The sequence below is a fragment of the Nesterenkonia aethiopica genome (assembly GCF_039534665.1).
Lineage (GTDB): Bacteria > Actinomycetota > Actinomycetes > Actinomycetales > Micrococcaceae > Nesterenkonia > Nesterenkonia aethiopica.
The window spans coordinates 131,671-155,205 of record NZ_BAAAVT010000008.1 but is presented as its reverse complement, the minus strand read 5'-3'; the positions used below and the strand labels follow the sequence as shown (position 1 = coordinate 155,205).

The 23,535-nt window shown below is 70.7% G+C and carries 23 protein-coding genes and 1 riboswitch; of the genes, 2 read left to right on the top strand and 21 right to left on the bottom strand.

Annotation, left to right across the window (positions count from 1 at the left end):
• The 3 genes from hemQ to hemE form a co-directional block, all read right to left on the bottom strand.
• Positions 1 to 744 carry a hydrogen peroxide-dependent heme synthase gene (hemQ, locus tag ABD658_RS07885; RefSeq protein ID WP_344682349.1) on the bottom strand — a complete coding sequence of 248 codons (744 nt, stop codon included), beginning with the start codon at positions 742 to 744 and terminating at the stop codon, positions 1 to 3.
• 130 nt (positions 745 to 874) lie between these two features.
• On the bottom strand, positions 875 to 2,299 hold the full coding sequence (locus tag ABD658_RS07880; RefSeq protein WP_344682351.1) for a protoporphyrinogen/coproporphyrinogen oxidase: 1,425 nt from the start codon (positions 2,297 to 2,299) through the stop codon (positions 875 to 877).
• A complete protein-coding gene (hemE, locus tag ABD658_RS07875; RefSeq protein WP_344682353.1) occupies positions 2,296 to 3,567 on the bottom strand; it encodes a uroporphyrinogen decarboxylase in 1,272 nt (423 codons plus the stop codon). Before hemE ends, ABD658_RS07880 begins: the two co-directional genes overlap by 4 nt.
• Positions 3,568 to 3,616: 49 nt before the next feature.
• Here hemE and ABD658_RS07870 point away from each other — a divergent pair, with 49 nt between their 5' ends.
• Positions 3,617 to 5,077, top strand: coding sequence for a glutamyl-tRNA reductase (locus ABD658_RS07870; RefSeq protein WP_344682355.1), 1,461 nt, complete (start codon positions 3,617 to 3,619; stop codon positions 5,075 to 5,077).
• A gap of 225 nt (positions 5,078 to 5,302) precedes the next feature.
• Positions 5,303 to 5,668 carry a nuclear transport factor 2 family protein gene (locus ABD658_RS07865; protein ID WP_344682357.1) on the top strand — a complete coding sequence of 122 codons (366 nt, stop codon included), beginning with the start codon at positions 5,303 to 5,305 and terminating at the stop codon, positions 5,666 to 5,668.
• Between the two features lie 47 nt (positions 5,669 to 5,715).
• Here the strand turns inward: ABD658_RS07865 and ABD658_RS07860 are convergent, their stop codons facing one another.
• The 18 genes from ABD658_RS07860 to ABD658_RS07775 form a co-directional block, all read right to left on the bottom strand.
• Positions 5,716 to 7,161, bottom strand: coding sequence for an FAD-dependent oxidoreductase (locus ABD658_RS07860; protein WP_344682359.1), 1,446 nt, complete (start codon positions 7,159 to 7,161; stop codon positions 5,716 to 5,718).
• Positions 7,162 to 7,184: 23 nt separating this feature from the next.
• Positions 7,185 to 7,973 carry a uroporphyrinogen-III C-methyltransferase gene (gene cobA / locus ABD658_RS07855; RefSeq protein ID WP_070158367.1) on the bottom strand — a complete coding sequence of 263 codons (789 nt, stop codon included), beginning with the start codon at positions 7,971 to 7,973 and terminating at the stop codon, positions 7,185 to 7,187.
• Positions 7,970 to 8,929 carry an ABC transporter permease gene (locus tag ABD658_RS07850; protein ID WP_311025718.1) on the bottom strand — a complete coding sequence of 320 codons (960 nt, stop codon included), beginning with the start codon at positions 8,927 to 8,929 and terminating at the stop codon, positions 7,970 to 7,972. Before ABD658_RS07850 ends, cobA begins: the two co-directional genes overlap by 4 nt.
• Positions 8,910 to 9,662: an ABC transporter ATP-binding protein gene (locus ABD658_RS07845; protein WP_085437697.1), complete on the bottom strand. Its 753-nt coding sequence runs from the start codon at positions 9,660 to 9,662 to the stop codon at positions 8,910 to 8,912. The genes ABD658_RS07850 and ABD658_RS07845 overlap by 20 nt, the downstream gene beginning before the upstream one ends.
• Positions 9,659 to 10,873, bottom strand: a complete 1,215-nt coding sequence (locus tag ABD658_RS07840) for an ABC transporter substrate-binding protein (RefSeq protein ID WP_344682363.1) — start codon at positions 10,871 to 10,873, stop codon at positions 9,659 to 9,661. Before ABD658_RS07840 ends, ABD658_RS07845 begins: the two co-directional genes overlap by 4 nt.
• 3 nt (positions 10,874 to 10,876) lie before the next feature.
• A complete protein-coding gene (locus ABD658_RS07835) occupies positions 10,877 to 12,259 on the bottom strand; it encodes a GTP-binding protein (RefSeq protein WP_070160747.1) in 1,383 nt (460 codons plus the stop codon).
• Positions 12,259 to 13,203 (bottom strand): sulfate adenylyltransferase subunit CysD, encoded by a 945-nt coding sequence (gene cysD / locus ABD658_RS07830; protein WP_344682366.1) that lies wholly within the window; start codon positions 13,201 to 13,203, stop codon positions 12,259 to 12,261. Before cysD ends, ABD658_RS07835 begins: the two co-directional genes overlap by 1 nt.
• A gap of 1 nt (position 13,204) precedes the next feature.
• On the bottom strand, positions 13,205 to 13,939 hold the full coding sequence (locus ABD658_RS07825) for a phosphoadenylyl-sulfate reductase (RefSeq protein WP_344682368.1): 735 nt from the start codon (positions 13,937 to 13,939) through the stop codon (positions 13,205 to 13,207).
• Entirely contained in the window at positions 13,936 to 15,660 is a 1,725-nt protein-coding gene (locus tag ABD658_RS07820; RefSeq protein WP_344682370.1) for a nitrite/sulfite reductase, read from the bottom strand. Before ABD658_RS07820 ends, ABD658_RS07825 begins: the two co-directional genes overlap by 4 nt.
• Positions 15,661 to 15,663: 3 nt before the next feature.
• Positions 15,664 to 15,750: riboswitch (SAM riboswitch) on the bottom strand.
• Between the two features lie 163 nt (positions 15,751 to 15,913).
• The gene (locus ABD658_RS07815) at positions 15,914 to 16,876 is read right to left on the bottom strand and encodes an ABC transporter substrate-binding protein (protein WP_425574495.1); all 963 of its coding nucleotides are present in this window, start codon (positions 16,874 to 16,876) and stop codon (positions 15,914 to 15,916) included.
• A 13-nt stretch (positions 16,877 to 16,889) separates the two neighbouring features.
• On the bottom strand, positions 16,890 to 17,552 hold the full coding sequence (locus ABD658_RS07810) for an ABC transporter permease (protein ID WP_344682374.1): 663 nt from the start codon (positions 17,550 to 17,552) through the stop codon (positions 16,890 to 16,892).
• The gene (locus ABD658_RS07805) at positions 17,549 to 18,202 is read right to left on the bottom strand and encodes an ABC transporter permease (RefSeq protein ID WP_344682376.1); all 654 of its coding nucleotides are present in this window, start codon (positions 18,200 to 18,202) and stop codon (positions 17,549 to 17,551) included. The genes ABD658_RS07810 and ABD658_RS07805 overlap by 4 nt, the downstream gene beginning before the upstream one ends.
• Positions 18,202 to 19,059 (bottom strand): ABC transporter ATP-binding protein, encoded by an 858-nt coding sequence (locus ABD658_RS07800; protein WP_344744224.1) that lies wholly within the window; start codon positions 19,057 to 19,059, stop codon positions 18,202 to 18,204. Before ABD658_RS07800 ends, ABD658_RS07805 begins: the two co-directional genes overlap by 1 nt.
• Positions 19,056 to 19,967, bottom strand: a complete 912-nt coding sequence (locus ABD658_RS07795) for a DNA-methyltransferase (protein ID WP_344682378.1) — start codon at positions 19,965 to 19,967, stop codon at positions 19,056 to 19,058. Before ABD658_RS07795 ends, ABD658_RS07800 begins: the two co-directional genes overlap by 4 nt.
• A 28-nt stretch (positions 19,968 to 19,995) precedes the next feature.
• On the bottom strand, positions 19,996 to 21,627 hold the full coding sequence (locus ABD658_RS07790) for a DEAD/DEAH box helicase (RefSeq protein ID WP_344682380.1): 1,632 nt from the start codon (positions 21,625 to 21,627) through the stop codon (positions 19,996 to 19,998).
• A gap of 8 nt (positions 21,628 to 21,635) precedes the next feature.
• Positions 21,636 to 21,869 carry a DUF3107 domain-containing protein gene (locus tag ABD658_RS07785; RefSeq protein ID WP_070160761.1) on the bottom strand — a complete coding sequence of 78 codons (234 nt, stop codon included), beginning with the start codon at positions 21,867 to 21,869 and terminating at the stop codon, positions 21,636 to 21,638.
• A 44-nt stretch (positions 21,870 to 21,913) separates the two neighbouring features.
• A complete protein-coding gene (locus ABD658_RS07780; RefSeq protein WP_070160779.1) occupies positions 21,914 to 22,570 on the bottom strand; it encodes a TetR/AcrR family transcriptional regulator in 657 nt (218 codons plus the stop codon).
• A 103-nt stretch (positions 22,571 to 22,673) separates the two neighbouring features.
• On the bottom strand, positions 22,674 to 23,534 hold the full coding sequence (locus ABD658_RS07775; protein WP_311025708.1) for a PHP domain-containing protein: 861 nt from the start codon (positions 23,532 to 23,534) through the stop codon (positions 22,674 to 22,676).
• Position 23,535 lies beyond the last annotated feature (1 nt).

Below are 23,535 nucleotides of genomic sequence, written 5' to 3'. Positions count from 1 at the left end.
TCAGATGAGAACCTCAGCAATCTCGTCAGTGCTCTTCAGGCGGCGTCCGGTGTAGAACGGAGTCTCGTCCCGGACGTGGTATCGGGTCTCCGACTCGCGCAGACGACGCATCATGTCCACGAGGTCGGTCAGGTGCGGCGACTCCAGGCCGAGCAGCCACTCCCAGTCGTTCAGGGCGAAGGCGCTGGTGGTGTTGGCCAGCACGGAGGGGAACTCTTGGCCCAGCATGCCGTGCTCGCGCAGCATGGTGCCGCGCTTCTTCGGGTCCATGAGGTACCAGTCGTAGGACCGGTTGAAGGGGTAGACGACCAGCCAGTCCTCGGCGTCCACGCCGAGGGTGAAGGCCGGCACGTGACTGCGGGCGAACTCCGCGGTGCGGTGCACGCCCATCGCCGAGAACACGATGCGGGAGGAGCCCAGCAGCCCGGTGCGGTGCAGACGGCGCAGCGCCGCCTGCAGGGCCTCGGCGGAGTGGGCGGTCAACCACGTCATCACATCGGCGTCGGCACGCATCCCGGAGACGTCGTACACGCCGCGCAGGACGACCTCGTCCTCGGCCAGGGCGGCGACGGCGTCGTCGAACTCCCGGGCCCGCGGGGCGATCTGTTCGGTGCCGGCCTGCGGGCCGCGGACGGCCTCCGTCGAGCTGTCCGTGCGGGCGAAGACCGTGTACAGGGTGTACCAGTCCTTGCCCGAGCTGTTGACCTCTTCCGGGGTCCTCTGCGCGTTGCGGCCGTAGCTCATGCTCTCCTCCTGCTTCTCGGCGCCGCCCCAACCCTATCGGGAGGGCCTGACACGGCGCGCGATCGTTCTTCTACATTATGTAGAAAATCTGTGGTCCGTGACAGACGGACCCGGTCTCATGTGGCGAGTCTCATGTGGCGAGAATGTCGGCGGCGGTCGCGCGCGCATCCGGCACCACCCGGGCCAGACCGGTCCCAGAGAACCAGCTGCCCACCACGCTCACCGCGGAGCCGGCCAGCTCGCCGCGCATCCCCCGAATGCGCCGGGCATGCCCGGCCGTGGCCTGCGGCAGCGCCTTCTCCCAGCGCACCACATCAGCCTCCGCGACCCGATCCCCGAGTCCACCGATTCCGCACAGCGTGCCGACGTCGGACCTGGCGGCAGCCAGCAGCTCCGCGTCGCTCGAGTGCATCCCCAGCGCTCCGGAGCCGGGGGCGTCGGTCACCCGTCCGTAGGACAGGCGCACCAGATGCCGGCCGGCGCCCAGCGCATCCGCCACCCACGGCCATTTCGCCGAGACATGCGTCATCGCCTTCGCCCCGACGCCGTCGACGCCCGGGGCCACCAGCATGCCGGTGCCCCGCGGGCGCCCGTCCAGCTCCGGGGCGTCCAGGAGCATCGAGACCAGGGCGACGCCGCGGCCGCGAGGCTCCGGCGCTCCGGCTCCGAATCCGGATCCGGATCCGGAGCCGCCCGGCACGTCGGCGTCGGCGTCCTCGGCTGCGATCGGGCCCAGAACAGGCTCCACCAGGCGTGCGGCGGCCGGAGCGTCCACGGCGAGGACCACATGATCATGGGCGGCGCGCAGCCCGGCGAGCGCGGTGACAGGCTCCCGCAGGCGGATGTCCGCCCCACCGGCTCGCAGCTGCTGCTCCAGCGCCCGGATGAGCGTGGCCATCCCGCCGTGCAGCGAATTCACCGCAGACCCCGGCGGTGCCTGCGCACGCACCGCGGCCACCCCGCGGGCCAGGGACCCCTCCCGCAGCATCGCCTCGACCAGCCCGGGCGCCGCGTTGCCGACGTCGAGCTCCTCCGGACGGGCCGAATGGACCCCGGAGACGATGGGGGTGACCAGCCGCTCCAGCACCTCGGGCCCCATCCGGTCGAGGACCAGCTCACCGACGGTGATGTCCTCCCGGTGCCGCCATGCCTCCACGGGCTCCGTGAGATCGGCGGAGGCGCGTTCCGCGGCCTCACGCCCGAGGATGCGCACCACGTCGTCGGCCAACGGGTCGGCCGGGATGCCCAGGATCCCCGTGGCAGGCAGCGGCGCGGCCAGATCCGGCAGCTGCAGCCAGGCACCGTCCGGCGTCGGCGCGATGACCTGCTCACCCAGGCCGAGCTCCTCGACGAGCCGCGGCACGGCGGGCGAACGCGTGGCGAAGGCCTCCGCGCCGGCGTCGACCTCGATCCCACCCAGCCGGTGGGTGCCGATGGCTCCGCCCAGACGCGGCTCCGCCTCCAACAGCGTCACCTGCCAGCCGCCGCGGAGCAGGTCCCAGGCGACGACCAGGCCGGCGATCCCTCCGCCGACGACGGCGACGGAGCGGCTCATGCGCGCGTCGGCTCGATCTCCGCCGGAGAGATCGAATGGATCAGCGAGACCACGCGGGTCAGGACCTCCGGGTCCGTGCTCGGCGGCACTCCGTGGCCCAGGTTGAGCACATGCCCGGCCGCGCCCGCGCCGGCGGCGACGACGTCGCGCACATGGGCCTCGAGGACGTCCCAGTCGGCGGTCAGCAGCGCCGGGTCGATGTTGCCCTGCAGCGGGGTCTGCTCACCCAGGCGGCGCGTGGCCTCGGCCAGGTTCACCCGATAGTCGATGCCCACGACCGGCGATGGCGACCCCCCGGAGACTCCTTCGTCGTCCCCGGGGACCCCCTGCGCCAACGCCTTCGCACCGGCCTGAAGCATGAGGTCCAGGATCTCGCCGGTGCCGGTGCCGAAGTGGATCAGCGGGGCGCCCAGTCCGGCGACGTGGGAGAACGCGGCGGCGGAGTGCTTCTGCACGTGGGCGGCGTAGTCGTCCCGGCCCAGAGAGCCGGCCCAGGAGTCGAAGAGCTGCGCGGCGGAGGCCCCGGCCATCAGCTGGGCGCGCATGAAACGGCCGGAGACGTCGGCGGCCCAGGAGGCCAGGGCGTCCCAGGTCTCGGGGTCGGCGTGCATCATGGTGCGCGGGCCCAGGTGATCCCGGGAGGGCCGCCCCTCCACCATGTAGGCGGCCAGCGTGAACGGTGCTCCGGCGAAGCCGATCAGCGGAGTGGAGCCCAGCTGCTCCACGGTCCGGGCCACCGCCTCGGTGATGGGCGCGAAGGCGTCGTCGTCAAGCTGCGGGAGGGCCTCCACATCGGCGCGGGTGCGCACCGGGTGGGCCAGCACCGGGCCCACGTTGGGCACGATCTCCACGTCGATGCCGGCCAGGCGCAGCGGAATGACGATGTCGGAGAAGAAGATCGCCGCGTCGACGTCGTGGCGACGCACCGGCTGCAGTGTGATCTCTGCCGCCATCTCCGGGTCCAGGCAGGCGTCCAGCATGGAGGTGCCTTCCCGCAGGGCGCGGTACTCCGGCAGCGAGCGGCCGGCCTGACGCATGAACCACACGGGGCGGCGGCCAGGCCGCGCGGGGTCTCCGGCGGCGTCGCGTCCGCCGCGATACTCCACCAGCAGCGGGGATTCCGCGGTGACGCCGCTGGTCAGCGGGTGGTCGGAGGGCAGGACGTCGCCGGCCTGAGCCTGCGCCTGAGCGCGGCGGACCGCGGAGGTCCGCACGGGCGCGGTCATCGGCGAGGAGGCGGCCATGCCGGAGAATGTTTCAGAAGCCATGCCCCCAATTCTGCCTCTTTCTACGACGGGTTGTAGAATTGAGCCTGTCGTGACTCTGTTCTCCCTCGTGGCTACCCACGCCGACCTCGATCTCGAGACCGTCGGCATCCTCAGCTCAGGAGCGGCCGATGTGGCCGGTTCTGTCGATGTGCCTGCCGTGACGCTGGCGACCTGCAACCGTCTCGAGATCTACGCCGAGGCCTCCTCGGACGATCCGGCCGCTCTGGAAGCCAGTCGTGAGGAGCTCATCGACGCCGTCGCCGAGACCTCCGGCGTGGACCGTGACACCATCGCCTCCACCTTCCGCACGCTGGTGGAGGACGACGCCGTCAGCCACCTCTTCCAGGTCGGCGCCGGGCTGGACTCGGCCGTCATCGGCGAACGCGAGATCGCCGGCCAGGTCCGCAAGTCTCTGGCCGACGCGCAGAACGCCGGGACCGTCTCCGGGCACCTCACCCGCCTGTTCGAGACGGCCACCCGGACGGCCAAGGACGTGGGAGCGCGCACCGCGCTGGGCTCCCGCGGCCGGTCCATCGTCTCGGTGTCCCTGGACATCGCCGGGGACATGCGCGGCGATGGTGCCGCGTTCTACCGCGACGCCTGCGTGGTGCTGATCGGCACCGGCGCCTACGCCGGGACCTCCCTGGCCCAGCTGCAGGAGCGCGGCGTGCGCGACATCGCCGTGTTCTCCGGATCCGGCCGCGCCGAGCAGTTCGTGGCCGAGCGCGGCGCCGCAGCCCGGGCGCTGAAGATGGAGGAGCTCTCCGAGGCCTTCTCCGCGGCGGATGTGATCATCGGCTGCTCCGGCGGGAACCGGCAGATCACCGCCCAGGAGATCCGGACGCTGGCCGGCATCGGACCCGAGGGCCGGGAGAAGGACCTCACCGTCATCGACCTGGCCCTGTCCCATGACTTCACCCCTGAGGTCGCCGACCTGCCCGGCGTCGAGCTCATCACTCTGGAGTCGGTGAAGATGGCCGCCCCGGCGGAGACCGAGGACTCGCTGGAGCAGGCTCGCGAGGTGGTGGACGCCGCCGTCCAGGAGTACCTGACCGAGCGGCAGCAACGCAGCGCAGACGACGCCATCGTGGCCCTGCGCCGCCACACCCAGTCCGTCCTGGACGCGGAGATGGAGAAGGTCCGGAAGCAGCATGGCTGCACCGCCGCGGCCGAGGAGGTCGAGTTCGCGGTGCGGCGGATCGTGCGCAAGCTGCTCCACACCCCCACCGTCCGTGCCCGGGAGCTGGCGGCCGAGGGCCGGACCGAGGACTACGTGCAGGCCCTGCAGGACATCTTCGGGCTGGAGGTCGAGCCGCGGGAGCGGCCCGAGCGGGAGCAGCCCGCCAAGCGCCGTCGCGCCGAGGAGTTCACCCCGGCGGAGCTGGCCCAGATGGCCGCCCACCTGCAGAAGGTCCCCGACGGCGGCTTCTGCCCCCATCACCGCCCCGGCGAGTTCGCCGTGGAGCGCCTGGAGGTCGCACAGCGGCTGACCCAGGCCCAGGCCTCCTGACCACGGCTCCCTGGAGCCCGCCCCTGTCGCCTTCTCGCCTTCCCTCCCGCTCGCCCTCCTGTCCGCTCGCCCTCTCCCTCTCGTGAGTTGGTCTGGAGTTGTGGGTACTCGACTCGATCGAGTCGAGTACCCACAACTCCAGACCAACTCAGCGCGGGTGCCGGCGTAGGCAACACCGGTGACGGAGGGTGTCCGGGCCAGTGCCCCAGCTGTTACCGTGCCCTCATGCTCGATCTGTCAACCCTGCTGACCCTGGAGCACGACGGCTGGACCGCCCTGTGCGAGAACCGAGGCGGCGCGTTCTACGGCGAGCTGATGACCCCCGAGGGGCGGATGGTGCTGGTCAACGGCATGGTGCTGGGCCGTGACGACGTCGTGCGCTCCCTCGATGCGGCGCCCGCCTGGGACACCTACGAGATCTCAGATGCGGAGCTGATCCGGCTGGGCGCAGACTGTGCGGCTCTGGTGTACCGAGCCCGTGCCACCCGCCCCGGCGAGCCCCCGTTCATCGCCCTGATGTCCAGCACATACTGCCTCATCGGCGACCACCCCCGCCTGGCACTGTACCAGCAGACCACGATCACCCACTGACGTTTCCGCCCGAACGCACCAGCTCAACGCCAGGAGGCAGGACCGGCTCAGACGCGCACGGCGCTGCCCTGCCGGGAGACGCCGACCATCTCGTCGCGCTCCACGACCTTCACCCGCTCACGAGTCGTGCCGTCCGGCAGCTCCCCGAACTGCTCGCCCAGGGCACGCTCGTGCTCGTCGAGCTGCAGCCAGCCCTCCCAGGAGGTGGTCTGCACCCCGCGGGACTCCAGGAGTTCGACGATGTCACCCGCCTCGGCCGCGCCGTCGGCAGCTCCGCGCCCCGGCAGAGAGGGCAGATCCTCCAGCAGGCAGCCCACCGTCTCGAGGGCGTCACCCTTGGTGTGGCCGATCAGCCCGACCGGCCCTCGCTTGATCCAGCCGGTGGTGTAGACCCCCGGCAGCGGCGCGCCGTCCTCGCCGAGCACACGGCCGGCCTCATGCGGGATGACGCCGCGGTCGGCGTCGAAGGGGATGTCCGCCAGCGGGGAGCCGAAGTAGCCCACCGCGCGGTAGACCGCCTGGACCGGGTACTCCAGGACCTCCCCGGTGCCTCGGACGTTGCCGGTGCCGTCCAGCTCCTGACGCTCCAACCGGATCGCGTCCACGTGCCCCTCACGCTCCCCCTCACCGGAGACGATCTCCACGGGGGAATGCAGGAAGTGCAGGTGCAGCCGACGGGAGGCCGGCTGCCGCTGCGGGTCCTCGTCGCGCTCCTCCTGCTCCACCAGCCAGTTGGTGAGCGTGTTGACCATGGTCTTGACCTGGTTGTTGGACTTGATCGCCTCGTCCGAGGCCTCGTCGAACTCGAAGTCCTCCGCGTGGAGCACGATGTCGACGTCACGGCTGTGGGCCAGCTCGCGCAGCTCCAGCGGGGTGAACTTCACCTGGGCGGGCCCACGACGTCCGAAGACGTGCACATCGGTCACCGGCGAGGCCGCCAGCCCCTGGTAGACCTTGTCCGGGATCTCGGTGGTCAGCAGGTCATCGGCGTGCTTGGACAGCACCCGGGCCACGTCCAGGGCCACGTTGCCGTTGCCGATGACGGCGATCTCCTTCGCCTCCAACGGCCACTCGCGGGGGTAGTCCGGGTGCCCGTCGTACCAGGAGACGAAGTCCGCGGCCCCGAAGGAGCCCTTGAGGTCGATGCCCTCGATGTTCAGGGCGGCGTCATCGATCGCGCCGGTGGAGAAGATGACGGCGTCGTAGTGCTGCTGCAGCTCGGCCAGGGTGATGTCCGTGCCGTAGTCCACGTTGCCGATGAAGCGGATCCCGCCGCGGTCCATGACGTTGTGCAGGGCCTTGATGATGCCCTTGATGCGCGGGTGGTCCGGGGCCACGCCGTAGCGGATCAGCCCGAAGGGCGCCGGGTACCGGTCGAAGAGGTCGATCGCGATGTGCTCGCCCTGCTCGGAGCGGGCGATGATGTCGGCGGCGTAGACGCCGGCGGGGCCGGCGCCGACCACGGCGATGCGATGCGTGATGTCAGTGCTCATAGTGGTGTCAGTCCTTCGATTCGTCAGAGGGAGGTCAGGGCCGCCGCGGCGGGGGCGGCGGGTGTGGCGGTGTCGAGCTGCTGCGGCCAGTCGTCGGCCAGCGTCACCACGGCGCCGACGACGATCACCGCCGGGTTGGCGACCTGGCGCCGGGCCGCCACGTCGGCGACGGCGTGCAGCCGGGACAGGGTCACCCGCTGGTCCTCCATGCCTCCGGATTCGATGATCGCCACCGGTGTGGAGGCGTCGTGCCCGTTGACCATCAGCTGCGTGGCGGTGCGCCGCAGGGTGGAGACGCCCATGAGGATGACCAGGGTGTGCTGCTCGGAGCGCGGGACGACGTCGAGGTCGTCGTGTCCGGTGATCACGGTGAAGCCGCGGGACAGACCCCGGTGCGTCAACGGGATCCCGGCCTCCGCCGGCACCCCCACCGCCGAGGTGATCCCGGGGACCACCTCCACGGTGATGCCGTGGCGTCGGCAGTGCTCGCGCTCCTCGGAGCCGCGGCCGAGCACATAGGGGTCGCCGCCCTTGAGCCGGGCCACGCGCAGTCCGCGGCTCGCCCGGTCCACGAGCAGGGCGTTGATCTCGTCCTGGGTGGCGGTGTGCCGCCCGGGCGTCTTGCCGACGTCGATCACCTCGACGTCCTCGCGCAGCTCGTCGAGCAGCCCACGGGGGCCGAGCCGGTCGGCCACCACGACGTCGGCGGCCATGAGCAGCTCGTGACCCCGGTGGGTGATCAGATCCGGCTGCGCGGGTCCTCCGCCGATGAGGGCGACGTGCCCGGTGCGCGGGGTGGTGTGCTCAGTCATGATTCCAACAGTCCTCTCGTCGTCAGCAGCCGGCGTTCGATGGGGGCGAAGACCAGCAGCTCCACGACCACCCCCACCAGCAGGATGATCAGCACCGCGGTCAGCACCACCGACATGTCGGCCAGCGCCCTCCCCTGGTCCAGCAGCGTGCCCAGCCCGAAGCCCATGGAGCCTCCGGTGGCGATGATCTCGGCGGCCATCAGCGAGCGCCAGGAGAACGCCCACCCCTGGCGAAGTCCGCCCACATAGGAGGGCAGGATGGCCGGCAGCAGGATGCGGGTGGTCATCTGCCAGCGGTTCGCCCCCAGCACCCGTCCCACCCGGTGGTGCTGCGGCGGGACCTGCCGGACACCGGCGATGAGGCCGTTGACCACCGACGGGATGGCGCCCATGAAGATCACGAAGTACACCGTCGCGTCGGTCAGGCCGAACCAGATGACCGCCGCGGGCACCCAGGCCACCGAGGGCAGCACCTGCAGCCCGGAGATCAGCGGTCCGAAGGCCTGGCGCAGCATCCGCACCTGGGCGATGATCAGCCCGATGGGAGTCGCGATGAGGATGCTCAGCGCGAACCCCGCCAGACCGCGGCCCAGGGACGTGCTGACGGCCTCCCAGAACGCACCGGTCCGCCACAGCTCCCAGGCGGTCCCGGCGACGTCGATCGGCCCGGGCACCATGTCCGTGCGCCGGTGCCCCGTCATCACATAGAGCTGCCAGGCGATGACGACGACGGCGAGCGCGGCCACCGGCAGCAGCACCGACTGAGGATCGAGTCGCCGTCGGGGCGCTCCCCCGGCTGTCTCCAGTGCGTCGAGCCCGCGGGAGAGGTCGGCGACGTCGTCTCCCCGGCCACGGCCTGAGCCGGTCGAGGACGCGTGTCGGAGCAGCTCGACCTGCTCAGGAGCTTGGCGATCCGGGTCGGGGCGCGTGTGCTCCTCAGTGGGTGTCGCCACCATGGCGTCCCACCTCGTTCCGCAGCCGCTCGGTGATCTCGTCGACCAGCACGGCGCGACGGGCTCCCTCACGGTCCTCCTCGGCGACCTCCCATTCCCCGATGATCCGCCCGGGGCGGGAGGACAGCAGCAGCACGCGCTGGCCCAGGTGCACGGCCTCGTCCACCGAGTGGGTGACGAAGACGATGGTGCGCCCGGTGGTCCGCCAGATGCGCAGCAGCTCCTCATGGAGCAGCGACCGGGTGATGGCGTCCAGGGCGCCGAAGGGCTCGTCCATGAGCAGCACGGGCCGCTCCTGGGCCAGGGCTCGGGCGAGCGCCACGCGCTGCCGCATGCCCCCGGAGAGCTCGTGCGGGCGGCGGTGGGCGTGCTCGGAGAGCCGCACCAGATCCAGCAGCTCGGCGGCCCGCTGGCGGCGGACCTTGCGCTGGCGGATCTGGCAGCGCCCCTCGGCCAGTCGCAGGGCGAGCATGATGTTCTGCTCAGCGGTCAGCCACGGGAACAGGGAGGCGTCCTGGAACATGAAGGCCGCCCCGCCCTCCGTGACCTCGATGGCGCCGCCGGTGGGCCGCTCCAGCTGAGCGATCATGCTCAGCAGAGTGGACTTGCCGCACCCGGAGGCGCCCAGCAGGCAGACGAACTCGCCCTCAGCGATGTCGAAGCTGACCTCCGAGAGCACCTCGGGGCCCTCAGCGAAGGACTTGTCCACGGTGTCGAACACCACGGCCTCGTTCATCGGTCCTCCTGTCCGGCGCTCGGGACGCCGTCATCATCGGTCTGCGCGGAGTCATCACTCGGCTCAGAGTCATCACTCGGCTCAGAATCATCAGTCGGCTCAGGTGAGCCGGGCTCCACCGGCGCGGGGACCACGAGCCCGTCGAGGGCGACGTCGTGCCCGGTCCCGGCAGTCACGGAGTCCTCCACCAGCTGGGGGAAGGCCGAGGCCACCGGGTCGGTCGTGAACGTCACGTGGGCCAGTGCCCGGGTGAGCACCGGTTCAGGCAGCTCCAGGCCCACGTCCTCACTCAGCTGCGCATTGAGCGTGCTGTGGACCTCAGCCTCCTCGGAGGTCTGCAGCCAGGCCACCGCCGCGTCGGTGGCCGCGGCGAGGTCCTTGACCGTCTGCGGGTGGGCCTCGGCGTACTCGCGGTTGACCGCCAGCACCGTGGTGGGGAACTCTCCTTCGGGCCAGAGCTCGCGCTCGTCCACCAGCACCTGACCGCCCGCCTGCTCCACCAGCCGGGAGGCCCAGGGCTCGGGCACCCAGGCGGCGTCGACGCGACCCTGCTCGAAGAGCCGCAGCACCTGCGGGTTGTCCGTGGGGGTGATGTCCACCTCATCGGTGAGGCCCTGCTCGTGAAGCCACACACGGGCGGCCACATCCTGGGTGCCGCCCAGCTGCGGCGTCGCCAGCTCGCGTCCCACCAGGTCCTCCGGAGCGTCGATGCCCTCCCGGACGATCAGCTGCACTCCCCCGCTGGCGGCACCGGAGACCACGACCACACTCTCCCCGCCGGACTGCGCGTAGGAGTGGATGGCCGGGTTCGGACCGATGAAGGCGGCGTCCACCGCCCCCGCGGTGAGCGCCTCCAGCGCGGCCGGACCGGCGGTGAAGGTCTCTGCATGGAACGCCGTGCCGTGCAGGTGCTCGGCGAACAGGTCCTCCTGCAGCCCCACCAGGGCCGGTGCGTGGGTGACGTTGGGGAAGTAGCCCAGCCGCAGCTCCTCAGCCCGCTGGTCACCGGCGTAGAGCTCCTCGGCCGAGACTGCCTCGGGCTCTTCGTCCTCCTGCGGCCAGGTGGTGGCCAGCACGGCCGTGCTGCCCACCAGCAGGGCCGTGCCGGCCCCGACGACGACGGCGAGCAGCCGGCGCGGGCCGGGGGCCCGGGTGAGCACCCGGCCGTCAGGGGCCGTGGTCTGCTCAGCGGTGATGCGGACGCGGCCCATGGCTCACTCCGCCAACCAGGCGTCGTCGTCCTGGGCCTCGGTGTCCGCAGCGGCGGGCAGGCGCACCATGCCCGCGGCGAGAGTGTCTCCGCTCTCCGGGTGGATCAGCAGCACCGCGCCGGTGCGCTTGGCCACGGCGTAGTCGTCCACAGGCAGGGCACGGGCCAGCCGCACGGTCACGGTGCCGATGTCGTTGAGCACCAGCTGGTCCGCGGGCCGAGAGGTCAGGCTGGCCAGGTCGAGCCGGTCGGTCACCTCGCTGACCAGTGCCTTGACCGTCTCGGTGCCGTGCTTGACCAGCACCCGGGCACCGTCGGTCAGCGCCCCGTCGCCCAGCCAGGCCAGGGACAGGGTCAGCTCGTCGCGCTCGACGGCGGGCGCCTCCGGCGCGGCCAGCAGGTGGCCGCGGGCGACGTCGAACTGGTCCTGGAGCTCCACCACCACGGACTCGGGCGCGGCGGCCCGGTCAGCAGCGTCCACGGTGCCCGTTCCCTCGGCGGCGGCCTCCTCACCGGCGGCACGCGCCTGCAGAGCCGTGCGGTGGACTGCGCTCACCGTGGTGCGGTGGCCGCCGGGCTGGATGAGCACCTCATCTCCGGCTGCCAACGACCCGGAGACGATCTGCCCGGCGTAGCCGCGGAACTCCGAGTGCGGCCGGATGACGGTCTGCACGGGCAGCCGCAGCGGTTCGGTGCGGCGGCGGGCGTGGTCGGCGTCCGGCAGCTGCTCCAGGATGGGCAGCAGCGCCTCGCCGTCGTACCACGGGGTGTGGGCGGACGGGGCGACCACGTTGTCTCCGCGCAGGGCGGAGACCGGCACCACGATCGGTGCGGTGGCGCCGGAGCCTCCCCCGTCGTCGGCCTGCAGCTCGGCCGCGATGCGGGCGACGTCGGCCTCCACGGTCCGGAAGGCGTCCTCCCGGTAGTCCACCGCGTCGATCTTGTTGACCGCGATGATCACGTGCTCCACCCGCAGCAGGTGGGCGACCGCCAGATGGCGGCGGGTCTGCTCCACCACGCCGTGTCGGACGTCCACCAGCAGCACCACGGCATCCGCGGTGGAGGTGCCGGTGACGGTGTTGCGGGTGTACTGGACGTGCCCGGGGCAGTCGGCCAGCACGAAGCTGCGCCGATCGGTGGCGAAGTAGCGGTAGGCCACATCGATGGTGATCCCCTGCTCCCGTTCGGCGCGCAGGCCGTCGGTCAGCAGGGCGAGGTCGAGCTCCGCGCCGTCGTCGCCGAAGCCCCGTTCCTTGGAGGAGCGGGCGACGGCGTCGAGCTGGTCGGACAGGATGGCCTGGGCGTCGTGGAGGAGGCGGCCCACCAGAGTGGACTTGCCGTCGTCGACGCTGCCGGCGGTGGCCAGCCGGAACAGTGTGGCGGTCATCAGAAGTATCCGTCCTTCTTGCGGTCCTCCATGGCGGCCTCGGAGAGCCTGTCGTCGGCGCGGGTCGCGCCGCGTTCGGTGATGGTGGCGGCGGCCACCTCGTGGAGCACCGCGGTGTTGTCCGCGGCCTCAGAGAGCACCGCCCCGGTGCAGGACATGTCACCGACGGTGCGGTAGCGCACGCGCAGCACCTCGGTGGGCTCCGCCGCGGTGGGTCGGCTGTGCGGACCCACGGCCCGGATCATGCCGTCACGGTGGAAGACCTCGCGGTCGTGGGCGTAGTACAGCGGAGGCAGCTCGATGTCCTCGGCGGCGATGTAGCGCCACACGTCCAGCTCGGTCCAGTTGCTGATCGGAAAGGCCCGCACGTGCTGGCCCGGCCGGTGGCGTCCGTTGTAGAGGTTCCACAGCTCGGGGCGCTGGCTGCGCGGATCCCACTGGCCGAACTCGTCGCGCAGCGAGAGGATCCGTTCCTTGGCCCGGGCCCGGTCCTCGTCCCGCCGGGCGCCGCCGAAGACGGCGTCGAAGCGGCGCTGCGCGATGGTGCGCAGCAGCGGCACCGTCTGCAGCGGGTTGCGGGTGCCGTCGGCGCGTTCGGTGAGCTCGCCGGCGTCGATGAGCTCTTGGACGCTGCCGACCACCAGCTCCAGGCCGAGGCGCTCCACGGTGCGGTCACGGAAGTCCAGGACCTCCTCGAAGTTGTGACCGGTGTCGATGTGCACCACCGGGAAGGGGATCCTCCCGGGCCAGAACGCTTTGGCGGCCAGGTGCAGCATGACCACGGAGTCCTTGCCGCCGGAGAACAGCATGGCCGGCCGATCGAACTCGGCGACGACCTCCCGGATGATGTGGATGGACTCGGCCTCCAGGCGGGCCAGCGCGGACTGGCCGGCGAGGTCGACGACGTCGGCGGCCCGTGGGGCCGTGGCGGTGGCGGTGGTCATCTCAGGCTCCTGTGGCGGTGGTGGTGTGGATGCCGCATTCGACCTTGCCGCTGCCGGCCCAGCGTCCGGAGCGGGGGTCCTCCCCCGGGGCGACCTTCTGGGTGCAGGGTCGGCACCCGATGGACGGATAGCCGTTCTGCAGCAGCAGGTTGACCGGGAGGTCATGGCGGTTCGAGTGGTCGACCAGGTCGTCGAAGGTCCAGGGGGCGACCGGGTTGACCTTGATGAGTCCGTGGAGCTCGTCGAAGGTGACCAGCGGCGTGTCCACGCGGGTGGGCGCCTCATCCCGGCGCACTCCGGTGAACCAGAGCTTGTAGCCGCTCAGCGCCTCCCCGAGAGGCTCCATCTTGCGCATCCGGCAGCAGGCGGCCGGGTCCCTGCCGAACAGGTCCTTGCCGTACTCGGCGTCCTGCTCCGCCACGGTCAGCTTCGGGGTGACGTCGACGACGGTGACGTCGAGACGACGGGCGACCTCATTCCGGGCGGCCAGCGTCTCGGTGAAGTGATAGCCGGTCTCCAGGAACAGCACGTCCACACCGGGCAGCTGCTTCGCGACCAGCGCCGGCAGGACGGCGTCGGCCATGGAGCAGGCGACGGCGACGTCGGCGGTGTCCACATGCCGTGCCGCCCAGCCGATCACCTCCTCGGCGGGGGCGTCCCAGCCGAGCTCCTCGGCGCCGGCGGCGGCCAGGGCGCGCAGCTCCTGGGTGAGGGCGGTGTCGGTCGCGGCGCTCATACCAGCTCGACCTCTCTCTTCTGCAGCTCGGAATCGTCCACCCGGTGGCTCCACTGGGCGAAGGTCTCCCCCGTCTGTCGGCCGTCCAGGTACCGGCGGACCAGCAGCTCCACGTAGTCCACGAGCTCCTCCGCCGTGACCTTCAGCCCTCGCACAGTCCGGCCGAGACCGGCCTCATCGCGGTCCACGAAGGTGAGCCCGCCGCCCAGGTGGACCTGGAAGCCGGGGGTCTTCTCCCCGTCGGCGTCGGGCAGCAGCTGCCCCTTCAGCCCGATGTCCGCGGTCTGGATGCGGGCGCAGGAGTTGGGGCAGCCGTTGATGTGCAGGGTGAGCCGCTCCGGCATCTGCTCGGCGACGTCGGCCAGCCGCTCCTCCAAGGCATCGATGGTCCGGGCCGCCGTGGTCTTGGTCTCCACGATGGCCAGCTTGCAGAATTCGATGCCGGTGCACGCGATGGTGGAGCGCCGGAAGACGCTGGGCCGGGGATCCAGCCCCAGCTCGGCCAAGGCGGCACAGACCGTCTCGACGTCGTCTTCGGCGATGTCGAGGACCACGAGCTTCTGGTGCGGCGTGGTGCGCAGACGGTGGGAGCCGTGACGCTCCAGCAGGTCCGCCAGCTCGATCAGCAGCGTCCCGGAGACCCGACCCACGGTGGGGGTGACGCCGATGTAGCACCGGCCGTCCTTCTGCCGGTGCACGCCGACGTGGTCCCCGGGAGTGTCCGGGGCGGACGGGGCCGGCCCGTCGGTGAGCGTACGGCCCAGGTACTCGTCCTCGATGACCTGGCGGAACCTCTCCGGCCCCCATTCGGCCAGCAGGAACTTCAGCCGGGCCTTGTTGCGCAGGCGACGGAACCCGTAGTCGCGGAAGGTCTGGGTGACGGCATGCCAGACCTCGGCGGCCTCCTCCTGGCGGACGAAGACTCCCAGTCGCTCGGCCAGCCGGGCGTTGGTGGAGAGCCCGCCGCCGACCCACAGGTCGTAGCCGGGGCCATGCTCCGGGTGCACGACGCCCACCAGGGCGAAGTCGTTGATCTCGTGGACCACGTCCTGGCTGGGGTGACCGGTGATCGCCGACTTGTACTTCCGCGGCAGGTTCGCGAGCTCGGGATCGCCGATGTAGAGCCGAGCGATCTCCTGGATGACAGGGGTGGGGTCGATGATCTCATCGGCGGCGATGCCGGCCACCGGGGAGCCCAGGATCACCCGGGGGGTGTCTCCGCAGGCCTCGGTGGTGCCCAGGCCGACCGCTTCGAGGCGGCGCCAGATCTCCGGGACGTCCTCCACGGCCACCCAGTGCAGCTGGATGTTCTGCCGGTCGGTCACATCGGCGGTGTCCCGGGCGAAGTCTCGGGAGATCTCCCCGATGACACGCAGCTGCTCGGTGGTGAGGGCGCCGCCGTCGATGCGGACCCGCAGCATGAAGTACTTGTCGTCCACCTCTTCGGGCGGCAGCGAGTTGTGGGCCCCGGCCGGCACGCCGGGGCGACGCTGGGTGTAGAGGCCCCACCAGCGAAAGCGGCCGCGGAGGTCGTCCGGGTCGATCGAGTCGAAGCCCTGCTTCGAGTAGATCGTCTCGATGCGCTCCCGGACGTTCAGCCCGTTGTCGGCCTGCTTGAACTCTTCATTGTGGTTCAGCGGCTCGGTGCCGTCGACCTTCCACTGCCCGTTCGGGCGCTTCTTCGGCCGGCGGGCGGACACGGCGGACACGTCAGTGCTCATGCTCCTCCATCGCTCCTGGCGTTAGCACCCGGCTCTCCCGGGTTGCTGCGGCGTCGTCGAGCCAGATCTCTCAGCCGCTCTGGATGGTTGCTGGTGTGAGCACCACGCTACTGGACGCCAGACGGAAAACGAAGATTCCACGTCATATGTCGTCATCTATGTTCATGTGTTCATATGAGTTGCGCGACGGGGTGAGACCTCCCGCAGACACGCGCCATCGACTCCCCGGCGAGGCCGGGCCCTGCTCCGCGGCTCAGGCCTCGTCGAGGCCCTTCTCCGCCAGCCAGTCGGCGGCGACGTCGGCGGCCGACGCCTGGTCGTCCACACTGACGGCGTTGAGCCCGTTGAGCTCCTCCTGCGTCAGTTCGGCCGTGACCTCCTCGATGAGCGCCGCGGCGTCGTCCCCCACGGAGTCGGAGACCAGCGGGAGGATGTTCTGCGGCAGCACCAGATCCTCCGGGTCCTCCAGCATGACGAGGCCGTTCTCCTCGATGGCTGGATCGGCGGAATAGATGTCGGCCACCTGCACGTCCCCGTCGAGCAGCGCCTGCACGGTCAGCGGCCCACCGGAGTCCTCCACCGGGACCAGGGTGACCTCCACCCCGTAGACCTCCTGCAGACCCTCAGGCCCGTAGGGACGAGTCTCGAACTCCGAGTTCGCCGCGATCCGCAGATCCTCATCCACGTCCGCAAGGTCACCGACGCTGCGCAGCTGATGCTCCTGTGCGAACTCGGCGGTCACCACGAAGCTGTCCTGATCGGTGGCCTCGGCAGGCGCCAGCGCGGTGATCCCCTCCGGGAGGCTCTGCTCCAGTCCGGCGAGGATCTCCTCCAGGTCGGAGGCCTCAGCCTCCGCGTCCACGTACTGCAGGAGGTTCCCGGCATATTCGGGGAACACGTCGATGTCCCCGGCCTCCAGCTCCGGCATGTAGACCTCGCGCTGGCCGATGTCGAACTGCCGGTCCACCTCGTGGCCGCCCGCCTCGAGCCGCTGGGCGTAGAGCTCCGCGATGATGGTGTTCGAGTAGTACTGCTGGGAGCCGACCACCAGCGCTCCGCCCTCGGCGCCGGCGTCGTCGTCGCCCCCGTCCGCCAAGGGATCCTCGGCTCCGCAGGCGCTGAGAGCCAGCGCGGCGAGTCCCAGCAGGGCGGCGGAGACGAGGGCAGGACGGCCGAGACGGCCGGGGGCGGGGCTCGAGCAGGACACGGGGACCATCCTCTCCTGGAGCTCAGTGGATCCCGGGGATCCTCCTGAGAATCCGTAGGGCTGCGATGAACAGGGCGTCGACGAGGATCGCCACGGCGATGACCACGAGGGACGCTCCCAGCATCATGGCATAGTCATGGTTGCGCAGGCCCAGGAACAGCGGCCGCCCCAGTCCCCCGGCCCCCACGTAGGCGGCCAGGGTGGCGGTGGCGATGACCTGCAGGGTTGCCAGACGCACCCCGCCCAGGATCAGCCGCAGCCCCAGCGGCACCTCCACGGTCACCAGCACCTGCCACGGGCTGAGCCCCTGGGCGCGCGCGGCGTCGACCACGCGGCGGTCCACCGCCTCCACCCCCGAATAGGCGCCGGCGATGATCGAGGGCACCGCCAGGACCACGAAGGCGATCATCGGGGCCTTCAGCCCGATCCCCACCGCGAGGCCGGCCAAGGTGATGATCCCCAGGGTCGGCAGAGCACGGGCGGCCCCGGTGGAGAGCACGGCCAGCGCCCGGCCCCGCCCGGTGTGGCCGATGACCAGCCCGGCAGGAAGGGCGATCGCCGTGGACAGCACCAGCGCCAGCAGGGTGTACCAGAGGTGCTCGGCCGTGCGGACTCCGAGACCGCCCGGACCCGCCCAGGACTCGGCGCTGAGGACCCACTGCAGCGCCTCCACCAGATGGGTCATGAGCCGGCCCGCCTCGCCTGGGCACGCTGCCAGGGCATCGCCAGCCGGCCCAGGCCCACCAGCAGCAGGTCCACGACGACGGCGAGCAGCACGGTCATGATGATGCCGGCGGCGATGGACGGCACGATGCCACGCTGGAACCCGTCGGTGAACAGGGAGCCGAGGCTCGCCACACCCAGGACCGCGGAGACGCTGACCAGACTGATGGTGCTCACGGAGACCACCCGCAGCCCCGCCAGCAGCGCAGGCCCGGCCAGAGGCAGCTCCACTGTGAGGAAGGCGCCCCAGCGGGACTGCCCGACCGCGACCGCGGCCAGCCGGACGTCGTGGGAGACCGCGCCGAAGGCATCCGCGGCGGAACGGACCATCAGCGCCAGACCGAACAGCGTGAGCGCGACGGTCACATTGAGAGCGTCCCGCACCCCGGTCCCGATGAGGATCGGCAGGACGATGAACAACGGCAGCGACGGAATCGCATAGAGCAGACCCACCGAGCCCAGGAGAGGCTCACGCAGGCGTCCGAGCCGATCGGCGACACGCCCCAGCGGAAGGGCCAGAAGGAAGGCCGCCGCGACGGCGGGAAGGCTGAGCAGCAGATGGTCGACCGTCAGGCTCAGGATGCGCGGCAGGTTCGCCAGGGCCCAGTCCATCAGCAACCTTCTGGCGACGGGGCCGCAGGCTCCGTGCCGTCCTCGCCCTCGATCAGCCCGACCGGTCTCCCGGTGTCGTCGACGACCGTCCAGCCGCCGCCGACCCGCGGGGAGGCATGCAGTCGCCGTCGTCCGTCCTGCAGTCCCAGGAATCGGGAGACGAAGGCGTCGGCGGGCTCCTCCACCAGCTCCCGGGGCGTGCCGATCTGGGCCACCTCCCCGCCGCTGCGCAGCACGACGATCTGATCCCCCAGGGCGAGTGCCTCGTCGATGTCATGGGTGACGAAGATGATGGTCTTGCGCAGCTGAACCTGCAGGCGCCTCAACTGGGACTGCAGCTCCACCCGGACCAGCGGGTCCACCGCGCCGAAGGGCTCGTCCATGAGCAGGATGTTGGGGTCGTCGGCCAGGGCGCGTGCCACGCCGACCCGCTGCTGCTGCCCTCCGGAGAGCTGGGCCGGGTATCGACGTGCCAGCTCGGGGGCCAGGTCCACCAACTCCATCAGGTCACGAGCCCGCTCCTGCGCGGCACCCCGGGAGACACCGTTGAGACGCGGAACGGTGGCGATGTTGTCCACCACCCGGCGGTGCGGCATGAGCCCGGAGTGCTGCATGACATAGCCGATGCTGCGCCTCAGCTGCACCGGCGGTCGCGAGGACACCGTCTCCCCATCGATGCGGACCTCACCTGAGGTCGGCTCCACCATCCGATTGACCATTCGCAGCAGGGTGGTCTTGCCGCATCCGGAGGACCCCAGCAGCACCGTGGTGGTGTGGGAGGGAACCGTCAGGCTGAAGTCCCGGACCGCCGTCGTGCCGTCCGCGTAGGTCTTGGTGACATGGTCGAACTCGATCATGACGCAGCACCCTCACGCTGGCCCTCGATGTCAGCCGACGCAGCAGGCGGAGGATCCGCCCGGTGGACCTCGGCGTGGTCGCCCAGACGCCGGGCCATGACGTCGACCGCCTGCGGTGAGGAGTCGATGCAGACGAACCGGCGGCCGGTCTCCGCAGCGGCGGCCCCCAGCGTGCCCGAGCCCGCAAAGAAGTCCAGCACCCAGTCGCCCGGTCGGGAGGAGGCCTGCACCATGCGGCGTACGAGCCCCACGGGCTTCTGCGTGGGATAGCCGGTCTTCTCCCGACCCGTGGGCGAGACGATGGTGTGCCACCAGACGTCGGTGGGCAGCTTGCCCCGGGCGGCCTTCTCCGGGGTCACCAGGCCCGGAGCCATGTACGGTTCGCGATCGACCTCGGCGGAGTCGAAGTGGTAGCGCTGAGGATCCTTGACATAGACCAGGATCGTCTCGTGCTTGGTCGGCCAGCGCTTCTTCGTCCGGGCACCATAGTCATAGGCCCAGACGATCTCATTGAGGAAGCAGTCGCGGCCGAAGATCGCATCGCACATGACCTTCGCGTAGTGCACCTCGCGATAGTCCAGGTGCAGGTACAGGGTCCCGGTGTCATCCAGCAGACGCCAGGCCTCGAGCAGTCGAGGCTCCAGAAAGTCCCAGTAGTCCGGGAAGGAGTCGTCGTAGGCGGCCAGCAGCTCACGGAAGGTGTCGTAGCTGCGACCGGCGAACCCCACCCGTCCGCCGCCGTCGTGCCGCCGGACGGAGGTCGTGCGGACCGACCGCTGGGCCCGCCCCGTGTTGAAGGGCGGGTCCAGGTAGATCATCGCGAAGGCCCCGTCGGGGAGCCGCCGCAGGTGCTCGAGGTTCTCGCCCTCGAGCACGAGCGACGGACCGTCCACGGCGAAGGTCGTCATCTCCAGGTCCGCACCGGCCCGCGGGAGCTCAGTCCGCGGAGCCTGCTGTCGAGCCGGAGCCCGACCCGGAGCGGCGGCGACGACGACGGCGACGCTGGCCGCCCGAGCCGCCCTCGGCAGAGGAGCCACCGCCGGAGCTCTGCTGACTCTGCTGACTCTCCTGGCGCTGCTGGTCCTGCCCGCCTGCGGAGTCCGATCGGCGACGCGACCGCGACCGACCGCCCCGCGAACCGCCCTCGCCCCGCGAACCGCCCTCGCTCCGAGCGCCGGAGCGGGAGCCGCGACCCTCGCGGGAGCCACCCCGCTCCTTCTTCGCCGAGGGACCTCCGAGGTCCTCGAGACGCTCGTCGCCCAGGCCCGTCTTCGATCGCTTGTGCCGCGGCAGCCGCCCCTTGGTCCCCTTCGGGATGTCGAGGTCGGTGAACAGGTGCGGCGAGGAGGAGTAGGTCTCCACCGGCTCGTCGATGCCGAGGTTCAGCGCACGGTTGATCAGCTTCCAGCGCGGGACGTCCTCCCAGTCCACGAAGGTCACCGCGGTGCCCTTCTGCCCGGCGCGGCCGGTCCGGCCGATCCGGTGGAGGTAGGTCTTCTCGTCGTCGGGAGCGTTGAGGTTGATGACATGGGTGACGTCGGTGACGTCGATGCCGCGGGCGGCGACATCGGTGGCGACGAGCACGTCGATCTTCTCGTTGCGGAACGCGCGCAGCGCCTGCTCCCGCGCACCCTGGCCCAGGTCCCCGTGGATGGCGCCGGCTGCGAAGCCGCGGGCGATGAGCTCGGTGGAGAGCTTGTCGGCCTGCCGCTTGGTGCGGGTGAAGATGATCGTGCGTCCTCGGCCCTCGGCCTGCAGGATGCGGGCCACGACCTCGTCCTTGTCCAGGTGGTGGGCCCGGTAGACGACCTGACGGATGTCCTTCTTGGTGACCCCCTCGTCGGCGGGGTCGGCGGCGCTGATGTGCGTCGGCTTGGTCATGTAGCGCCGCGCCATGGCGACGACCGGACCCGGCATGGTCGCCGAGAACAGCATCGTCTGGCGCACGGCCGGCAGCGCGCCGAGGATCGTCTCGACGTCGGGCAGGAAACCCAGGTCGAGCATCTCGTCGGCCTCGTCCAGGACCACGATGTTGACGTTCTTCAGCTTCAGGTGGCGCTGCCGGTGCAGGTCGATGAGCCGCCCGGGGGTGCCGACGACGATCTCGACGCCGCGCTGCAGCTCCTCGATCTGCGGCTCATAGGCCCGTCCGCCGTAGATGGTGGCGACCCGCACGCCGCGCTTGGCGCCGGCGACCTTGATGTCTTCGGCCACCTGGACGGCGAGCTCACGGGTGGGGGCGACCACCAGCGCCTGCGGGGCGCCCGGGGAGGGCATCTCGTCGAAGCCGGGGTCGTGGGGCGCGGTCACGCGCTGGATGGCGGGTATGCCGAAGCCGAGGGTCTTGCCCGTTCCGGTCTTGGCCTGCCCGATGATGTCATAGCCACCCAGGGCGATCGGCAGCGTCTCCGCCTGGATGGGGAACGGTGTGATGATCCCCTTCTCAGCGAGCGCCTCGACGATCTCGGGGCGGACGTTGAAGTCGGCGAAGGTCACCGTGGGCTCGGCGGTCTCGCCGCCGTCGACCTGCACGGTGCCTTCGGCCGATTCAGCTGTCTGTTCAGTCATAGATTCTTTCATTCGGCGACTGCGGCGAAGCCGACAGTCTGCTTGGTGTCGGAGCCGATCTCCACATACCCGATGCTGGCGACCGGCACCACGATCTTCTTCTCACGACGGTCCGTGAGGGTCAGCAGCGGCTTGGCGTTCTCCACCGCGTCAGCCACCGTCTTCTCGACGTCCTCCGCTGAGGCGTCGGTCTCGATGACGATCTCGCGGGAGACGTTCTGGACTCCGATACGAACTTCCATGCCACTCCTTCGGCTCGGCGCGATCTGTGCCGCTCCGATACTACCTACTGTGCCGGCGTGCCGGCGTCGGGCTCCTTGGGGAAGCCCGAGATTCCGCGCCAAGCCAAACGGGACGTCAGCTGCGAGGAGACGTCCAGGTCCGGACGCTCCGAGAGCCGGCTCCAGTGACGGGCCGCCGAGGTGATCATGCCGATGAGCCCGTGCCCCAGCAGGGTGGCCTCCGCCATGGGCTGGCCCGTGTCGTCCGCGATGACCTCCGCGATGGCGGCGGCCACATTGTCATGGAAGCGCTCCATGCGGGTCTCGACGGCCTCATCGTTGTCCATCCCGGATGTGAACAGCAGCCGATAGGCCTCGTCCTCCCGCGAGATGAACTCGTAGAAGGCCGTCATGGTGGCCGAGACGCGCTCCTTGTTGTCCTCGGTGGACCCCAGCGCCTCCGTGATCATCCGCTCCAGCTGCGCCAGGTGCGTGTCCAGCAGGTCCAGGAAGAGCTCGTGCTTGCCCGGGAAGTGCTGATAGAGCACCGGCTTGGAGACCTGGGCGACATCGGCGATGTCATCCATCGACGCCGCGTGGTACCCCTTGGCCACGAAGACCTGCAGCGCACAGTCCAGCAACTGGCGTCGACGCTGCTCGCGCGGCATCCGCTTGGCGCGCTGCGGAGTGCTCGGCTCGGAGGTGGTCGCGTCCTGTGTCATGGACACCCAGTGTACGGAACCGCGCCCTCCCCGCGTGACACCTGTGCCCGTCGACGCGGACGCACCGCCCGCCCGGCGACGGGGCCGAGCTGAGGGCCGGGACTCACACGCCGGGAAGGCGTCCGTACGCCGGAGAGCCGGTGGCCAGGTCCAGCAGTTCCGCGACCGTGTCCAGGTCGGTGGTGTTCTCTCCGATGAGGTTCGGTTTTCCCGCGCCGTGATAGTCCGAGGAGCCGGTGGTCAGCAGGTCGTGCCGCCGTGCCAGGTCCAGCAGGATGCGTCGGCCGTCGGGCGGATTGTCCCGGTGCCAGACCTCCACGCCGGCCAGTCCGACCTCGATCATCTCCTCCAGCTGATCCATCGACACCGTCCGCCCCCGCGTCGAGGCCATCGAGTGGGCGATCACCGGGACTCCCCCGGCCTCCCGGACCAGCCGGATCGCCGTGGTCGGGTGCATGTTCTCCTGGCTGACGTAGTACGGGGATCCGCGGAACAGGAGCCGGTCGAAGGCCTCCTGCCGGTCGGCCACCGCACCGATGGCCACGAGAGCGTCCGCCAGATGAGGCCGCCCCACCGTGGCGCCGTCGGCGACCTGCTCCAGCACATCATCCCAGCTCAAGGGGAAGTCGACGCTGAGGCGCTCGGCCATGCGTTGTGCCCGCGTCACCCGTCCGGTCCGGGCGTCGCGGATGGCCCGGGCGAGGCCTTCGTGGTGCGGATCGTGCAGATAGCTGAGCATGTGGACGCTGATGCGATCATCGGTCAGCGTGGTGATCTCCATGCCGGGGATCAGCAGGATCCCGTGCTCCTGGGCGGCACGCATCGCCTCGGCCCAGCCGACCGTGGTGTCATGGTCGGTCAGCGCCAGCCCGTCGAGGCCTGCCCGCGCCGCGGTGGCCACGACGTCTGCCGGGGACTGTGTGCCGTCGGAGCAGTACGAATGCGTGTGGAGGTCGACGCCCATG

Excerpts from the sequence above, each read along its gene's own strand:
- hemQ (WP_344682349.1), bottom strand. The coding sequence starts at position 744 with ATGAGCTACGGCCGCAACGCGCAGAGGACCCCGGAAGAGGTCAACAGC.
- ABD658_RS07880 (WP_344682351.1), bottom strand. The coding sequence starts at position 2,299 with ATGAGCCGCTCCGTCGCCGTCGTCGGCGGAGGGATCGCCGGCCTGGTC.
- hemE (WP_344682353.1), bottom strand. The coding sequence starts at position 3,567 with ATGGCTTCTGAAACATTCTCCGGCATGGCCGCCTCCTCGCCGATGACC.
- ABD658_RS07865 (WP_344682357.1), top strand. The coding sequence starts at position 5,303 with ATGCTCGATCTGTCAACCCTGCTGACCCTGGAGCACGACGGCTGGACC.
- ABD658_RS07860 (WP_344682359.1), bottom strand. The coding sequence starts at position 7,161 with ATGAGCACTGACATCACGCATCGCATCGCCGTGGTCGGCGCCGGCCCC.
- cobA (WP_070158367.1), bottom strand. The coding sequence starts at position 7,973 with ATGACTGAGCACACCACCCCGCGCACCGGGCACGTCGCCCTCATCGGC.
- ABD658_RS07850 (WP_311025718.1), bottom strand. The coding sequence starts at position 8,929 with ATGGTGGCGACACCCACTGAGGAGCACACGCGCCCCGACCCGGATCGC.
- ABD658_RS07845 (WP_085437697.1), bottom strand. The coding sequence starts at position 9,662 with ATGAACGAGGCCGTGGTGTTCGACACCGTGGACAAGTCCTTCGCTGAG.
- ABD658_RS07840 (WP_344682363.1), bottom strand. The coding sequence starts at position 10,873 with ATGGGCCGCGTCCGCATCACCGCTGAGCAGACCACGGCCCCTGACGGC.
- ABD658_RS07835 (WP_070160747.1), bottom strand. The coding sequence starts at position 12,259 with ATGACCGCCACACTGTTCCGGCTGGCCACCGCCGGCAGCGTCGACGAC.
- cysD (WP_344682366.1), bottom strand. The coding sequence starts at position 13,203 with ATGACCACCGCCACCGCCACGGCCCCACGGGCCGCCGACGTCGTCGAC.
- ABD658_RS07825 (WP_344682368.1), bottom strand. The coding sequence starts at position 13,939 with ATGAGCGCCGCGACCGACACCGCCCTCACCCAGGAGCTGCGCGCCCTG.
- ABD658_RS07820 (WP_344682370.1), bottom strand. The coding sequence starts at position 15,660 with ATGAGCACTGACGTGTCCGCCGTGTCCGCCCGCCGGCCGAAGAAGCGC.
- ABD658_RS07815 (WP_425574495.1), bottom strand. The coding sequence starts at position 16,876 with ATGGTCCCCGTGTCCTGCTCGAGCCCCGCCCCCGGCCGTCTCGGCCGT.
- ABD658_RS07810 (WP_344682374.1), bottom strand. The coding sequence starts at position 17,552 with ATGACCCATCTGGTGGAGGCGCTGCAGTGGGTCCTCAGCGCCGAGTCC.
- ABD658_RS07805 (WP_344682376.1), bottom strand. The coding sequence starts at position 18,202 with ATGGACTGGGCCCTGGCGAACCTGCCGCGCATCCTGAGCCTGACGGTC.
- ABD658_RS07800 (WP_344744224.1), bottom strand. The coding sequence starts at position 19,059 with ATGATCGAGTTCGACCATGTCACCAAGACCTACGCGGACGGCACGACG.
- ABD658_RS07795 (WP_344682378.1), bottom strand. The coding sequence starts at position 19,967 with ATGACGACCTTCGCCGTGGACGGTCCGTCGCTCGTGCTCGAGGGCGAG.
- ABD658_RS07790 (WP_344682380.1), bottom strand. The coding sequence starts at position 21,627 with ATGACTGAACAGACAGCTGAATCGGCCGAAGGCACCGTGCAGGTCGAC.
- ABD658_RS07785 (WP_070160761.1), bottom strand. The coding sequence starts at position 21,869 with ATGGAAGTTCGTATCGGAGTCCAGAACGTCTCCCGCGAGATCGTCATC.
- ABD658_RS07780 (WP_070160779.1), bottom strand. The coding sequence starts at position 22,570 with ATGACACAGGACGCGACCACCTCCGAGCCGAGCACTCCGCAGCGCGCC.
- ABD658_RS07775 (WP_311025708.1), bottom strand. The coding sequence starts at position 23,534 with ATGGGCGTCGACCTCCACACGCATTCGTACTGCTCCGACGGCACACAG.